This window comes from Lederbergia citrea, from assembly GCF_018343525.1.
GTDB lineage: Bacteria > Bacillota > Bacilli > Bacillales > Bacillaceae_C > Lederbergia > Lederbergia citrea.
This window is the reverse complement of the sequence record NZ_JAGYPH010000001.1, coordinates 1,113,981-1,128,743: the sequence shown is the minus strand read 5'-3', so window position 1 is coordinate 1,128,743 and position 14,763 is coordinate 1,113,981. Positions and strand designations below refer to the sequence as shown.

General features: G+C 37.8%; 14 protein-coding genes and 2 pseudogenes. 13 read left to right on the top strand and 3 right to left on the bottom strand.

Going from position 1 to position 14,763, the window contains the following annotated elements:
• Nucleotides 1-1,837 precede the first annotated feature (1,837 nt).
• Nucleotides 1,838-2,011, bottom strand: a complete 174-nt coding sequence (locus KHA88_RS05875; protein WP_213097825.1) for an asparagine synthase — start codon at nucleotides 2,009-2,011, stop codon at nucleotides 1,838-1,840.
• A 233-nt stretch (nucleotides 2,012-2,244) separates the two neighbouring features.
• On the opposite strand from KHA88_RS05875, the gene KHA88_RS05870 reads away from it, so the two are divergent.
• From KHA88_RS05870 to KHA88_RS21400, 7 genes and pseudogenes are all read left to right on the top strand, one after another.
• On the top strand, nucleotides 2,245-3,525 hold the full coding sequence (locus KHA88_RS05870) for a purine/pyrimidine permease (RefSeq protein ID WP_213121547.1): 1,281 nt from the start codon (nucleotides 2,245-2,247) through the stop codon (nucleotides 3,523-3,525).
• Between the two features lie 325 nt (nucleotides 3,526-3,850).
• On the top strand, nucleotides 3,851-4,297 hold the full coding sequence (locus KHA88_RS05865) for a GNAT family N-acetyltransferase (RefSeq protein ID WP_213107166.1): 447 nt from the start codon (nucleotides 3,851-3,853) through the stop codon (nucleotides 4,295-4,297).
• Between the two features lie 32 nt (nucleotides 4,298-4,329).
• Entirely contained in the window at nucleotides 4,330-4,815 is a 486-nt protein-coding gene (locus KHA88_RS05860; RefSeq protein ID WP_249312920.1) for a DUF3995 domain-containing protein, read from the top strand.
• A gap of 160 nt (nucleotides 4,816-4,975) precedes the next feature.
• Nucleotides 4,976-5,593: a pyridoxine/pyridoxamine 5'-phosphate oxidase gene (locus KHA88_RS05855; RefSeq protein WP_346729160.1), complete on the top strand. Its 618-nt coding sequence runs from the start codon at nucleotides 4,976-4,978 to the stop codon at nucleotides 5,591-5,593.
• Nucleotides 5,594-5,620: 27 nt separating this feature from the next.
• Entirely contained in the window at nucleotides 5,621-6,613 is a 993-nt protein-coding gene (locus KHA88_RS05850; RefSeq protein ID WP_213121546.1) for an NADPH:quinone oxidoreductase family protein, read from the top strand.
• A 263-nt stretch (nucleotides 6,614-6,876) separates the two neighbouring features.
• On the top strand, nucleotides 6,877-7,302 hold the full coding sequence (gene tnpB, locus KHA88_RS05845) for an IS66 family insertion sequence element accessory protein TnpB (RefSeq protein ID WP_213121545.1): 426 nt from the start codon (nucleotides 6,877-6,879) through the stop codon (nucleotides 7,300-7,302).
• A 100-nt stretch (nucleotides 7,303-7,402) separates the two neighbouring features.
• A pseudogene (locus KHA88_RS21400) lies at nucleotides 7,403-7,854 on the top strand (IS66 family transposase); the annotation flags it as partial.
• 88 nt (nucleotides 7,855-7,942) lie between these two features.
• Here the strand turns inward: KHA88_RS21400 and KHA88_RS05835 are convergent.
• Complete coding sequence (locus tag KHA88_RS05835; protein ID WP_213107162.1) at nucleotides 7,943-8,368, bottom strand: exosporium protein C; 426 nt, start codon at nucleotides 8,366-8,368, stop codon at nucleotides 7,943-7,945.
• Between the two features lie 147 nt (nucleotides 8,369-8,515).
• On the opposite strand from KHA88_RS05835, the pseudogene KHA88_RS05830 reads away from it, so the two are divergent.
• Both KHA88_RS05830 and KHA88_RS05825 read left to right on the top strand, forming a co-directional pair.
• A pseudogene (locus KHA88_RS05830) lies at nucleotides 8,516-8,935 on the top strand (GNAT family N-acetyltransferase).
• A 56-nt stretch (nucleotides 8,936-8,991) separates the two neighbouring features.
• Nucleotides 8,992-9,540, top strand: coding sequence for an RDD family protein (locus tag KHA88_RS05825; protein ID WP_249312916.1), 549 nt, complete (start codon nucleotides 8,992-8,994; stop codon nucleotides 9,538-9,540).
• A 125-nt stretch (nucleotides 9,541-9,665) separates the two neighbouring features.
• Here the strand turns inward: KHA88_RS05825 and blaOXA are convergent, their stop codons facing one another.
• Nucleotides 9,666-10,469, bottom strand: a complete 804-nt coding sequence (gene blaOXA / locus KHA88_RS05820) for a class D beta-lactamase (protein ID WP_213121544.1) — start codon at nucleotides 10,467-10,469, stop codon at nucleotides 9,666-9,668.
• A gap of 116 nt (nucleotides 10,470-10,585) precedes the next feature.
• Here blaOXA and KHA88_RS05815 point away from each other — a divergent pair, with 116 nt between their 5' ends.
• From KHA88_RS05815 to KHA88_RS05800, 4 genes are all read left to right on the top strand, one after another.
• Entirely contained in the window at nucleotides 10,586-11,938 is a 1,353-nt protein-coding gene (locus KHA88_RS05815; RefSeq protein WP_213121543.1) for an aminotransferase-like domain-containing protein, read from the top strand.
• 69 nt (nucleotides 11,939-12,007) lie between these two features.
• Nucleotides 12,008-12,499: a DinB family protein gene (locus tag KHA88_RS05810; protein WP_213107159.1), complete on the top strand. Its 492-nt coding sequence runs from the start codon at nucleotides 12,008-12,010 to the stop codon at nucleotides 12,497-12,499.
• 211 nt (nucleotides 12,500-12,710) lie between these two features.
• Nucleotides 12,711-13,664: an SDR family oxidoreductase gene (locus tag KHA88_RS05805; protein WP_213121542.1), complete on the top strand. Its 954-nt coding sequence runs from the start codon at nucleotides 12,711-12,713 to the stop codon at nucleotides 13,662-13,664.
• 147 nt (nucleotides 13,665-13,811) lie between these two features.
• Nucleotides 13,812-14,423, top strand: a complete 612-nt coding sequence (locus KHA88_RS05800; protein ID WP_346729159.1) for a TetR/AcrR family transcriptional regulator — start codon at nucleotides 13,812-13,814, stop codon at nucleotides 14,421-14,423.
• Nucleotides 14,424-14,763: the final 340 nt, after the last annotated feature.

Sequence of the window (14,763 nt, the reverse complement as noted above, 5' to 3'; positions counted from 1 at the left end):
ACCTCCCCAAAATGTAGGACATAATTAAACATCTTTATTGTAACTGGTTAATAGGCAAGACCCCGCAGGGCGTAAGCCAGGAGGCTTGCCACTCACCCGCGGAAAGCGAAGTGTATTTAGACTGCGGGTGCCACTTGGTAATAATAGTCACTAATAAATTTTAAAAAGGATTTTGAGAATTCCGTTAATCTTTGGTTTTTCAAAAAAGTAATTATGAAATTGATTCAATTGAAAAGATAATAAATAGTTGCTTTAGCGCTTAAGTAAAGGGTTTAGAAGAAATCGATAAAATAATTCGTGCCGGATTCGTGCCTGATTAGATTGAAAAGGAATGGAAAGAAATGATAAGCAAAAACGGATAAACGTTGATATATCAATGTTTTTGATACAATAAAAAAAGCATTGAAAACACTCATTAATTAAGTTCGAAATGGAAGGTAGAATATTATAACATAGGAAAAACCTTTATATAGTATAATGACCTGTCCGAGAACAAAAACCAGGTTGCCGTGCTTCTGAATTCCAGTGGGTTGAATACTATCGTAGATGTATCCCGGCATATTACAAGGGCTTTTCGGAATATGTGGATATTTCGCACATAACGGATAACTGCGTTTATGAGATGATTCTACTAATGTTCGGGTACAGACTTGTGGAGTGGCATATGAACGCAGGGTCGGGAAATAAACTCCAAAAAACAGATGATGAAAGAATGCTGCACATACATACCCTGCAAAAAGTCTATGAGATGCGGAATGAACACTGATTGATAAATTGTTTCACTTATTACTGAAATCCGCGCTTTGGCAGCGAAGCAAAGCACCTTTTTGGATTGAGGAGCATATTTCAAAGGGGATGCTTGAACCTCACTTGAATCCCGATTGGGACGTAGCCAGCCGTAATTGTTCAACTACCGGGTAACTTAGTATGACAAGAATAATCATTAATCACTATCGTGATCTTCTGCAAACGGATGGCGTTTGCGGGAGATCATAAACCTAATTCCTCGCTAATAATAAGAAGGGATTACGCTTTTTTGGGTTTCAATATCTTTAACGTTTTTAAATTCCCAATTCCTGACGATATCCATTGGTAAATGCATTGGTGATAAGTGGGTAAATCAAGGGTGCACCCGCTGGTAAAAAACCCGACAGAAGTGAACGAATTCTTATGACCGAGATTAGCTCGAATTTGATTAGTCAAAAGTAATGAAGGTTACGGAAGTTTTATTACTAGGCTGTAGAAACCAAACATTTCTGTACAATCAATAAATAGTGGGGAAAAACACCCACCTAGATTATTCCATGTTAAATGGCTTTGTTAACCTGTAGCAAACACCATAAAAACACCCACAGTACACCCACAAAACACCCACAAACATTTGAAAAACTATAAAATGAATTGAAAAAGTTATTTGAAAAACCGGCTTAATAACAACAGTTTGATAAGATATGAAACGTTTTTCACCCTATAAAACATGTTCCGAACTCAAGTTCATCCTTGGGAGAGGGAGCAATACATGACAATGTATTAATGGTTAAAACCGTTGGGGCTATTATGTTCCAGCGGTTTTAAATTTTAGTTAATAAGAGGGTTGTTGGTCAAAAAATTGACCATTTTTTGACCAACAAATTTCACTAACCTATTAGAAATCGTTTATAACTGTGAGCAGGAAGAATGGTGGGCAAGTAAAAACTATACTTTAAAAACAGGTTTTGAAGGCGAATCACTTACTGTTTACAGGTCAATTTGGATTGGGAAAACGCAGAAGGTTAATACACATTTCGAACAAAAGCTGAAATAGAAAAGGAGAGCACAAGAGGTGCTCCCCTAGATACTAACGACGGTGTTCTACAAGGTCAATTGCACCTAAAACAACGTGGGCTAAACCGAATCCAAAAACTGTGTTTGCAACCATTTTATTAGTACCTCGTTTTTGTTTTAAAACGTATCCGGTAGCTGTAACTGCAGAACCTAATACAGTTGGGATTAAGCCTTCACGAATATTCAATTCAATATCCCCCCGCATCGAAGTTAGTAGGTGTATTAACACCAAATATTACTATTACCTAATGCAGCAATATGTATGCAATAAGAAATTATTCAGCTATACAGAAGGGAGGCGCTTCGATGGAAACTTTTTCGATTAGTTGTCGAAGTTTTTTAGGCTAAGTGTATTTAGTATGTTAATATAGAAAAGCAATAAATACATACAGCGTACTAAAAGAGAAAGTAGGCAAGATTATGAAGTTACTTCTGTCTGGACTGCAATGGATGATTTTCATGATTGCAGGCGCAATTGCGGCACCTATTGCAATAGCTGACTTATATCAGTTATCACCGGTTGAAACGGCCGAGTTTATTCAAAGAACAATCTTTATTTTGGGATTGGCGGGTTTTTTACAAGGCCTAATTGGTCATAAGCTTCCCATTCATGAGGGCCCGGCAGGCCTATGGTGGGGGATTTTTGCCATTTATGCAAGTTTGGTTGGCGTATTATACAGCTCCAATATTGCGGCTCTGCAGACACTTAGTGGTGGGATGATTGTGAGCGGCGTTTTTTTTATTTTGTTATCAGCTTTTAAGTTGATTGATAAGATTGCAAAGTTATTTACACCGACGATTACTTTTGTTTACTTAATTTTATTGATCTTTCAGCTAAGTGGTTCTTTTATCAAAGGAATGCTTGGGATATCGTCTGGGAACAGCGAAATTAAGCTTATAATATTCATTCTTAGTGTGGTTGTAATCTGTTTAACATTTTGGTTAGGGAAACACAAAGTTTCATTTTTACAACGGTATTCAGTTATGATCAGTATTATATTTGGCTGGCTTCTCTTCATCGTTGTTCATCAAGCCCATCCTATTCAGAAAGCTGAATACATATTTAGACTCCCGCAAAGTTTTCCTTTTGGATTTCCAACGTTTGACACAGGAACGATGATTACTGCGGTATTATTGACGTTATTATTAATCACGAATGTCATTGTCTCCATTAGGCTGATGGAGTCAGTGGTAAGGCCTGATAAAGATAGGAATCGATATTTGCGTGCAAGTTTTGCTTCAGGTATAAATCATTTATTAAGCGGATATTTCGGCGCTATCGGATCAGTCCCCATTTCCGGAGCCTCAGGATTTGTAGAACAAACTGGCATGAAGAAACGCCTTCCTTTTTTGATAGGCTGTTGTTTAGTGATTGGTGTTTCATTGTTTCCCATTCTTATGAATGTGATAGCAGCGATTCCAGCACCTATTGGATATGCGGTTACATTTGTCATATTTGTGAGTATGTTTGGATTGGCATTGAAAGAGTTGAAAACTGTTGATAACGAAGAACGAGCTTTCACAGTAGGGGGAATATCCCTTATGGCAGGCATTGGGTTAATGTTTATTCCTGCGGAAGCAACAACAAGTTTGCCTCCAGCCCTTCAAGTAATAGTAAATAATGGCTTAATTTGTGGTAGTGTCATCGCCATTATTATCGAACAAGGCTTAATTATGAGGAAAAAGGTTAGGGTCAAATAAACATTAGATGATCATGCGGGTTTTCCAAATATCGCGGACATTAAATAACATTGTTAAAAAATAGCCAAGGATCTATAACCTTGGCTATTTTTGTTTATAAATCAGCTAGTTGTATTTCTGTTCTACTGTAGATCATTATTTACCCCCTTAAGCATCGATTGAACTTTATAAATAGCCATTATGGTCATTGATTTATCTCTAATCGCATAGTGAAATCGAAAATTTGTCTCCTATTTTTGTAAAATGATGGTAAATTCGAATACAATAAATATTAGGCGTACTGGTTTTAGTTAAATAATATCTATTAAAAGGTGTTGATAGCTGTATGAATCAGAAGATAGAAATTAGGGTAATCAAGCCGGAGGAAACATATCCGATTCGGCACTTAGTTCTGAGACCGAACCAGATGCTGAAAAACTGTGTGTACCCCGGAGATCAAGATGTCTCTACATTCCACTTAGGTGCGTTTTACGAAGGGAAACTTGTAGGAATAGCATCCTATTATCTTGAAGGAAATCAGGAATTCAAAGAAGAAACCCAATATCGTTTAAGGGGCATGGCTACTTTGACTGAGTACCGTGGTATGGAGGCAGGAAAACAGCTGATCAGAGAAGCGGAAAAAATCATGAAGAATCGTGGCGCGGAGTTGTGGTGGTGTAATGCCCGATCGAGCGCGAGCGGTTTTTATGAGAAGCTTGGCTTATCTGTCCATGGCGAAGTTTTTGACATCGATCCAATCGGTCCGCATAAGATGATGGTGCGAAATCTATAGAAAAATCTGCATAAATCTAGGTGGCGATAATATTGTTTAAAAGCAAAAAGCTTTACATCTATGCCGGATTCATATGGTGCTTTCTTTTTGCGTTAATGAGTTTTTATTGGGCAAGCGGAGGGATGATAGGGACAAAATCATTAGGTGGTTCGATATATCAGCATGCATTGGAAAGAGAGGAAGCATTTATTACAGTTGTCTGGATAACCGGTTTTGTTAAGTTGGGTGGCGGTTTGGTGTTATTGTTGCTTCTAAGAGATTGGTCTAAAATAATAAATCGAATATTATATTTTCTATCTTTTATAGGTGGGGTTTTTTTATTTTTATACGGTATGGCAAACTTCATCACTATTCTTCTTTCGTCCTTTGGTCTGCTATCCCTGCAGATTAACAATTTTGCACTTAGTTGGAGACTCTTTTTTTGGGAGCCGTTTTGGATGCTTGGGGGATTTTTATTTATACTTTCTGCATTAATGTACAAAAAGGATAATACTAGACCAAATTCGTATGATATTTAATGGGAGGGATTTATCCATATATTGATAAGGCAGTTCCTTATATACTAAGTCTTACACTTAACCACAAAGGGAAGTCATTGACTTCTCCCAGGTTTTTTTTGAGGTAATAAGATCGGAGGCTTGTATAAAGAATACAAGGAATATTCTTAGAAGTCTTAAAGTGCTAGAAGGAGATTTTCCCAAATTTAATACTGAAGATGTACCAGAAACTCCACATGAGCTATTTCTTGATTGGCTAATTGGTGCCATCGAAAAAGGAGTCCATGAGCCTCACGCTATGACTCTTTCTACGATTGATTGGAATGGATATCCTGATGCACGTATACTGATATTAAAAGATGTAGATCAATTTGGCTGGTACTTTGCATCAAGTTCTGAGAGCAAAAAAGGACAGCAATTAAAAATCCAGTCAAATGTAGCTCTAACGTTTTACTGGTCTTTGATTGGAAGACAAGTCCGTATACGTGGAACCGTGGCTGAAATGGGCATTGAATCGAGCGCAAATGATTTTTTATCAAGAAGTGAGATTGCGCGCGCAGGAGCATTTATAGGAAAACAAAGCACTACACTTTCAAGTCGCAAAGATCTGGATGAAGAATTGGCTAAGCAGGAGGAAAAAATAAAAAAGGAGCCCACTCTAGTTTATCCTAGTTGGATGTTATATCGGATAAAAGCGGAGAAGGTCGAATTTTGGCAAGGGGACAAGGAGCGCAAGCACACGAGACTGCAATATCGAATAAATGGGGATAAATGGCTTCGTGAACTTTTGTGGCCATAAAATAAAAAAATTGTGAGGGAACAGATGATGGATGCACAGTTCAAAGCATTAATGGTGAATAAAACTGAAAATCATTTTTCGTTAACTGTCAATGATATTACGATTAACGAACTGCCTGATGCCGATGTTTTAATAAAGGTTGCATACTCCAGCATTAACTATAAAGATAGCTTGGCTTGTATTCCAAATGGGAAAATAGTAACATCCTATCCTCTAATACCTGGAATTGATTTAGCAGGGGTCGTGGTTTCTTCACAAGATCCGCGTTACCAAAAGGGGGATGAGGTTATTGCAACAAGTTATGAAATCGGGGTTTCCCATCATGGCGGATATAGTGAATATGCCCGTATCCCTGGGGATTGGCTTGTTCCATTACCTGAAAATTTAAATCTAAAAGAAGCAATGGTACTTGGAACCGCAGGCTTTACAGCGGCTCTTTCAATACAGCGTTTAGAAGATAATGGATTAACCCCAAATAGCGGCAAAGTTCTTGTTACTGGAGCCACTGGGGGAGTAGGCAGTTTAGCGATTTCAATGCTAGCAAGAAAAGGATACGATGTTGTTGCCAGCACCGGAAAAATTTCGGAGGATGATTTTATAAAGAAAATTGGCGCTAAAAATATTATCACAAGAGAAGAGGTAAATAGCGGGAACATTAGACTAATTGATAGTCAAGTGTGGGCTGGTGCGATCGATCCCGTTGGAGGATCTACCCTTGCTTCAATTTTAAGTAAACTAAATTACAATGGCTCTGTTGCGGTTAGCGGACTAACTGGTGGTGTAGAGGTACCAACATCTGTACTTCCATTTATTCTTCGGGGGATTAATTTGCTCGGGATAGATTCCGTCCATTGTCCAATGGAAATCAGAAAAACGATATGGAATAGATTGGCAAACGACTTAAAACCAGACCATCTATTTGATTCAATTCAAAAGGAAATCACACTTGAAGAAATACCAATAACACTCCCATCCCTCCTAAAAGGACAAGCTAGAGGGAGAATAATTGTAAAACTATAATTTTAGTGTGACCATCTAAAAATTTGTGATATCAACTGTTAAAAAAGCCAACTATATAAATCTGGCTATTTTATACCGCAACAATCTCTAACAATCGTCCCCGTTGCATTACTTCCTACTTCCGGATAATAAAAAAACTTTATCCTCTACTTCCGCAAGTACTTCGGTCTTTGCTCGATCAAAACAGCAAATGTTGAAGTTTCCTTTCATAATGGCGTTGAAGAGCGACTCACCCAAATGGGTATGAGGGAGTTGAGACATTTATGAGACAAGACTATACAAGTGTGAAAAATATCTATATCGTCTGCGGGAAAACAGATATGCGTAAAGGCATTGATGGGCTAGCTACTTTGATTCAAGATGCTTTCGAACTTGATCCGTACAGTGTTTCGATTTTCTTGTTTGCTGGATGGAGTAAAGATCGTTATAAATGTTTATACTTCGATGGGGATGGCTTCGCCATGCTTTATAAGCGTTTAGATAACGGCAAGCTCCAATGGCCCAAAAACGAAAAGGAAGTAAGGATCTTTCACAACAGGAGCTTCGCTGGCTACTGGAAGGATTATCGATTCAGCAAGCAAAAGCCATTCAACCGTCGCCGAAAGGTGCATTTTAAATTTATGTTCACCTTTCTTCCATCAGCTGAACTCGTTATAATAAAAGGAACGAGACCGAACGGAAAGTGGTGAATGATACCACCCGTTACACTCTTTCAGAGTTCCTTATCGCGCTCAAGATCCGTGTTGGATACGTTCACGCAAGATTTTAAGGGAACAAAAGTTTAAATAATTATCCCCAAGCAAACGACGACGAATGCGTAAGAAATATTCCAAGCCAATTGTAGAGGAATTCTTTCGTTGGATAGATACGTCTCATTTTTTGGGAAAAGTGCTCTAGCGAAAGCAGTGGAGTATACATTAAACCGAGCGGAAGGGTTACGTGCATTTTTATCTGATGGCCGGATTGAAATCGGCAATAATCCAGGTGAAAATGCCATCCAACCGAAGGTAATTGGAAGAAAAAATTGGATGCATTCCGTTAGTGAGGCTGGAGCAGGAGCAAATGCGATTTGTTTAAGTCTCGCAGAGACAGCAAAAAATAAAGGCATCGATATCTACGAATATTAAAAGAAGCTGCTTACAGATTTGCCGAATCTCGATATCTATCAACATCCAGAAATCTTAGTTCAGTATCTTCCTTGCTCAAAGACCATTCAAGTAACATATAGCAAACCATTATAAAGCCGTCTATGCGATTTGAAAAATCGTCCAAGACGGCTTTTTGTCGTGCATGCTGAAAAGGTACGCGTTTTTATATTTCGGGCTTACATCATGATAGAGCAATTGCTAAGCCACTAAAGGATACAGGGCCTACAACAGCAGCTTCTGTCCCACTGGTCAAATTTTGAGCAGTTACTTGATAAACATGGGTACCTTGTCCAACATTAAAATCTATTGCTTGGAAGGTTTCTACATAGTTTACTTCTGATGTAGGATCGGATTCTACTCCTACTTGGGTATTGAAGATTTGTCTTCCGTCGCGGAAGATCCTAAACAAAATTTGGGATGTTCCAGTAACCCCATGCACTCCTACTGTCGCAATTAATTCTACACGATTTCTAGTTGCGCCACTGGGAATCCTTATTCGAATATTTGCCAATGAAAGCCTTAATGGTGAACGAGGAATCGTAATTGGTCTATTTAGATTCACCCTACTAATGGGTTGTGCTGCTCGGTAATCAATTATCTGAACCACTATAGTCACCTCCTTAACTTAATACTTTAAAGTATGCAGTTTAGAAGGAAGAGCTTGGACAATTGAATCATTTTTAATAGATTTCATTGAAAAAAGGCTAATATAATAAAGTAAGCCCGAAATAAAAATAAGCGCACCTTTTATGCGTTGTTTGATTGGGGGCTTACAGAATACCAACATAAATATGCTCCTACAGTGGCTGTATCCCTTGCTAAAGTTTATATAAAGCCTGATGGCGAAAATGTCGGCTATATTCCCTTTGGCATATATGACAATGATCTATTGGTCGGTTTCATCATGCATGCGTATGAGAAACATACAACCAATATGTAATGGATAAACGGATTTATCAGTGATGAAAATTATCAAGGAAGAGGATATAGAAGAGCAGCCTTATCAGAAATGATTCATTGGATTGAAAATAAATTTATTGTATGCAAAGAAATTCGTCATACAGTATTTGAAGATAACCAAGTCGCTAAGGAATTGTATAAAGGTTTAGGCTTTCTTCCTACAAAGCAATTTTTTGGAGAGGAAGAGGTTTGGCGGCTTTCGATAAGATGTTAATTTAAGTGATTACAATGAAGTTGGAAAAAATTAAAAACGAAAAGGGGGAAAATTGTATGCAAGCAGATCTCAAAGGAGAAAACCTTGGCAGAATGCATTATACGCCATTTAAAACTCGCATTTATGCCTTTTTATTAGATTATCTTGTTATCGCTATTTATTGTATTTTCGTTGCCGGTACCATTTCTTTCGTATTTAAATCATTTCTAACCCCATTGTTTTCAGGTTCTCCAGTTATAGCTGAGCTGACAGGCTTTTTATTGCTGACACTTCCCGTTTCGCTCTATTTTATATTGTTTGAGAGCTCTAAATGGCAAGGAACATGGGGAAAGAAGAAGATGTCCATCCGTGTTTTGGACCGCGCTAGTAAACGGATTGGACTCGGTCGATCAACTGTTCAGACTGCGATCAAGTTTCTCCCTTGGGAGGTTGCTCATTTCGGTATGTGGAGATTAATCCATCCCACTGTCTTTTCTGAGATTACTATTATGGTAATCTTATATGTAGCCATGTTTACAGTATTAATATACCTATTAAGTCCACTGTCCAATAAAAAAAGGAGAACTATTTATGACTGGATTGCAGGGACGAAAGTTGTTAGTTAAATTAGTTTTCTGAAATCGTATTACAAATGAGAGTAGAAAGAAACCATCCATTAAAATTACGAAATGCAATATAGAATGGATGGTTCCAGACTTGATAGTTTTATCTGGTGATTGGTATTAGCTGTTTAAGATTCATGGTTTTTGATGATGTTTAGCCTCATTAAACATTTAAGTGTTATCTCTTTCGCTTTTGATCCGCTACTGTTAATATTTGTAGAAAATACCCACGTATCCTTTTTTGTTTCAACATATCCGACATACCAACCTAGTTCTAGATCTGAGAGTCTCGTACCTGTTTTCCCATGAATTGTATAGTCGTCATATTCCTCATTGATTATGATTCTTTTCACAGTCTTCATGTTTTGCTGTTTAAAGGAGAGATTTTCTTTCACAAGCTTTTCAATAAATCCTGTTTGTTCTTGAGCTGATATTTTCAAGCTACTGTTTAACCAAAATGTATCAATTCCGCCAGATATATTGTTATTTCCGTAATTAATTTTATTAAGATTAAGTTGCATTTGCTCAATTCCAATATCCCTGGCCATATTTTGATAAAACCAAATAGCTGACTGTCTCATTGCTGAAGCTAACGAATGATCTGTATTCCATCCATCAAATTCTCTAACAATGCCATCCCATCTTTTGACTTCGTATTCATCAGTGACGGCCTTCGTTTCAAGGCCAATTAATGCATTTGGGACTTTAAAAGTAGACTCTGGAGTGAATCGCTCTTTGCTCCTATTTTGGTTATAGATGTAGACTTTGTCTGTTTTAAGGTTTTTAATGACCGTTGTCCCTTCAAAGCCTGTAAATAAATCCTGAACAGGGAGATCTTTTACTTTCGATGTTTTAGCATTTGTTTGAATACTGAAGATTGATCCCATTACCACAAACACAATCAGCAAAGCTAATACCTTTAATCTTTTCATGTTACGTCCTCCTAATTTTTATTTGCAATTTCTATTAAAGTATAATTATAGGTTAATAAATTTTAAATCCCGTTTTTCTTGTACTGTACCCGTACAGAATAGGAGGCTAAATAGAAATGATGATGAAATACGAAGAAATTATGAGAGGGATTGATCAACGAATAGCAGAAGGGAAATTGAAGCCTGGAAGTAAATTACCCTCCATACGATCCTTATCTCAAGAGCTTTCTTGTAGTAGAAATACTGTCATAAAGGCGTATGATCAATTGGAAAAGAAGCATTTAATATATGCTGTGCCAAAGAGTGGATATTATATCGTGGATAATAATCTTTCACGTAAAGGGAATCCAAAGGCGAATAAAAAGATTGATTTCTTGTCTGCTGGTCCAGATAAACAAGCGATGCCTTTTCGTGATTATCAGCATTGTATTAATCAGGCTATTGATCTTTATAAAGAAGATATGTTTTCATACTCTGAGATTCAAGGTTTGTATTCATTACGTGTTCAATTATCCAAGCAATTGCAAGATCTCCAAGTCTTCACTCCACCGGAAAGAATATGTGTGGTAACCGGCTCGCAACAGGCACTTCATCTTTTAGCATCTCTTCCTTTTCCAAATGGCAAGACCAATATTTGTTTGGAACAGCCAACACATAGTGGCTTCATTGAATCAATTCAACACCAAAAAGCGGTGGCTTTTGGTATTGAAAGAAATAGTAGAGGAATCGATTTGCAATACTTAGAGGATATATTTAAGCATCACGATATCAAGTGTTTCTACACCGTTTCTAGGTTCCATAATCCAACAGGACATAGCTACACAAATGTTGAAAAGAAAAAGATTGTAGAATTAGCCCAAAAGTATGACGTTTATATTATTGAAGATGATTACATGGGTGATTTGGATACCAATCTAAAGCAGGATCCGATGTATGCCTACAACCCTTCAGGAAGAGTCATTTATACGAAAAGCTTTTCCAAAGTCATGCTGCCAGGATTAAGACTGGGTCTAGCAGTAATCCCTGAACCAATGATAAAGTCATTTTTACAGGCTAAGTATGCGGCAGATTTACATACGCCAGTGCTTACACAAGGTGCACTTGAAATTTATTTGAAAAGTGGAATGTTTCACGCACATATTCAAAAAATGAGGACTATGTACACTAATAAGGGAATGGTTTTACAGGAAGCTTTCAAAACATATTTGCGGCCTTCTTCCTATTCGTGTTCATTATCTGGATTCTATTCCACTATTGAATTACCGAAACAGTTAAAAGCTACAAAACTTATTGAACGATTGAAGCTGGAGGATGTATACGTCGACCGTACGAATCATATGTATTTGCCAGATTATAAAAAAGAAAATATCATTAGATTAAGTGTTTCACAGGTGGAAGTCGAGTCAATCAATATTGGTGTGAAAAAGATTGCTGAAGGAATTTCAAGGCTTCTTAAGGAAAGAAGGTAGCCGGATCAGGTAAATAGACAATTTTTTTAAAATGTTAGTGTACTAGTAGAATAAAATGGAGGGATCAGTTTGCAAACAATGTTTCTCTATAATTGGAAGGTAAGAGAAGATTGGTATCGATGGTGTGAGGAAATTAATGAGGACGAGCTACTTCTCGTCAGAACTGGTGGCGTAGGAGGGATTTTGCATACGCTTTTTCACATTATTGATGTTGAGTGGAGCTGGATTCGTATTCTTCAAGGAAAACCGGATTTCGAGGAGAGTTTTGACGGATACAAGAGCTTAAACCAAGTTCGGGCTCTAGACGATAAATTTCATGAAGAAGTTGAGGAATTTGTCCGTAATTGGGATGATGATATGGAGTTGAATGTAATAGAGGAGACAATGCCTGATGGACGTATTGTAATCGACACCTGGGGTGAGGTAATGAGACATGTAATCGCCCATGAAATTCACCATATCGGGCAATTATCTGTATGGGCGCGGGAGATAGGGAAAAAGCCTGTATCTGCTAATCTAATTGGCAGAGGACTTGTTCCTATTTCTAAGACCGACAAATAAAAACTTATCCTGTGAATTGAAATTCCTTTAATAGTCCCGCTTTTTGATAAGGAAAAAACAAATTGTGCAAAAGTAAAAACCAGATAGACCTATACTTTGGTCTATCTGGTCTATCTACCTACCTGAAAGACCGTGAATATCCCGAGATTAAGATGCCTCTAAATTCAAATTTCTTGTTGACAGATAAGATGGTTTTTTTATATCATTATGAATGAATGGTTCATTCATTCATAATGAAAATGGAGATGATCTTAAAGTGAAGAACATAAATAATCCAAAGTGGACAGTGCAAGGAAAGTATGTCGTGATTACCGGGGCCACAAGCGGCATCGGGCTTGCCGCGGCCAAACAGCTCGCGATTCGAGGTGCAAACTTGGGAATTGTCGCACGAAATCATGCTAAAGCGAAACAAGTAGCGGATCAAATCAGGGCATTAACCATGGGAAAAACTACAGTTGACATTTTCCTGGCCGATTTAGCCTCACAGAAGTCCATACGTCAGGTGGCTGCAGACATTCTGGCCAGATGCCCGAAAGTGGATGTACTAATTAACAATGCTGGAGCCATGTTTCAAAAACGGCAACTGACTGTTGACGGTTTGGAGATGACCTGGGCAGTCAACCATTTAGCGCCTTTTCTGCTTACGGCGTTACTTCTTGACCGAATGAAGGAAAACGTTTGTGGCCGTGTGATTACAACGGCATCTCACGGCCACAAATTGGCTAAGAAGGGAATCAATTTTGAGGATCTCAATGCGGAGAACCATTATAGCTTCCCAGGAAAGGCCATGGGTGGCCCTACATTTCGCTACGGAGAATCCAAATTAGCAAATATCTTATTTACTGCAGAGTTGGCTAAACGGCTGGATGGTACTGGGGTCACAGCTCACTGCTTCGACCCTGGATTGGTATCCACAAACTTTAACAGTAACAATAAAGGATTGTTAGTCCGCTTGACTATGGCTGCGATGAAGATGTTCTCCCATAGTCCCGAAAAAGGTGCAGAAACTTTGGTCTGGCTGGCGGACTCAGATGAGATTACTGGTCATAATGGACTTTATTACACTAATATGGAAATTACCACCCCATCTATACCTGCTCAGAATAAGGAAGCAGCGAAGCGATTGTGGGAGGTTAGTGAGAAACAACTCTTAAACCAGCAGTAGATAAGGCGTGTTGACAGTCTATAAAATTTAAATTATTATATCAAGTAATGACTGAATCATTCATTCATTAGGTTTTTCCTACGAGATAAAGATTTAATAGCAAAGAAGAGATTGGAACTATAGAAGCATGCCTAATTTAGCATAAAATTGGAGAGTGAGCAGACTTTGACTCGAGTAAATAAACATCAACCAGATTATATTCACGATGAACGTAGGGAACAGATTAAAAGAGCAGCCTTAAAAGTATTTGCTCTTCGAGGAATCTCCGGAACGAAAATGAGCATGATTGCTGCAGAAGCAAATATTAGCCAAGGACTTTCCTATCGTTATTTTAACTCTAAGGAAGAGCTTTTCTCTATACTCGTGCAGGAAGCGGTGGAAGAAGCTCAAGCGGAGATAAGGAACGTTCATAGCCTGCCCGGAACACCCATTGAACAAATAAGAACTTTTACAAAAAATATGCTTGATGAGAGTAATAAACATTTCTTCATGTTGCTTCAGCAAGCGCAAACATCAGATGAAGTGCCGGAAAAGGCCAAAGAGATTATCGAACAATATTCCCCGGAGAAAACCATTGAACAGCTGATTCCCATTTTTATCAAAGGGCAGCAAATGGGCGAGTTCTGTCTGGGTGATCCCTATAAGTTGTTATTCCTTTATTTTTCCGTCATTACTGGCCTTATGTTGCAAGATGTACAAACTGACGAAGGTTATTGGCTGGAAGAGATCAATTTATTAATAAAAATTTTAACAAAATGAGATACCTTACATGAAGAGTGCTTCCTGGCCTACTCATCATTTATTAATTTAAAAATACAAGTTCAAATCACAGCAAAGATCTACGCCTGTTGTGTTTTGAACTTTTTTGTGCTTCACCCAATTTCCGAATGATTTGTATCATATTTTTTTTCGTCTAATGTAATGAAAAAGAGTATTAGTGAAAATAAAAACGATAATATATTCATATATTATATTTCCACGATACTTTAATACACTTTGGCAATGGTACTAATATGGGGCAAAAGACCTCTTTTGTAAGCGCTTCCTGCAATTTGTTGTAGACTCTTTTTGGTAGTGTTACAATTCTAAATATAGTGTA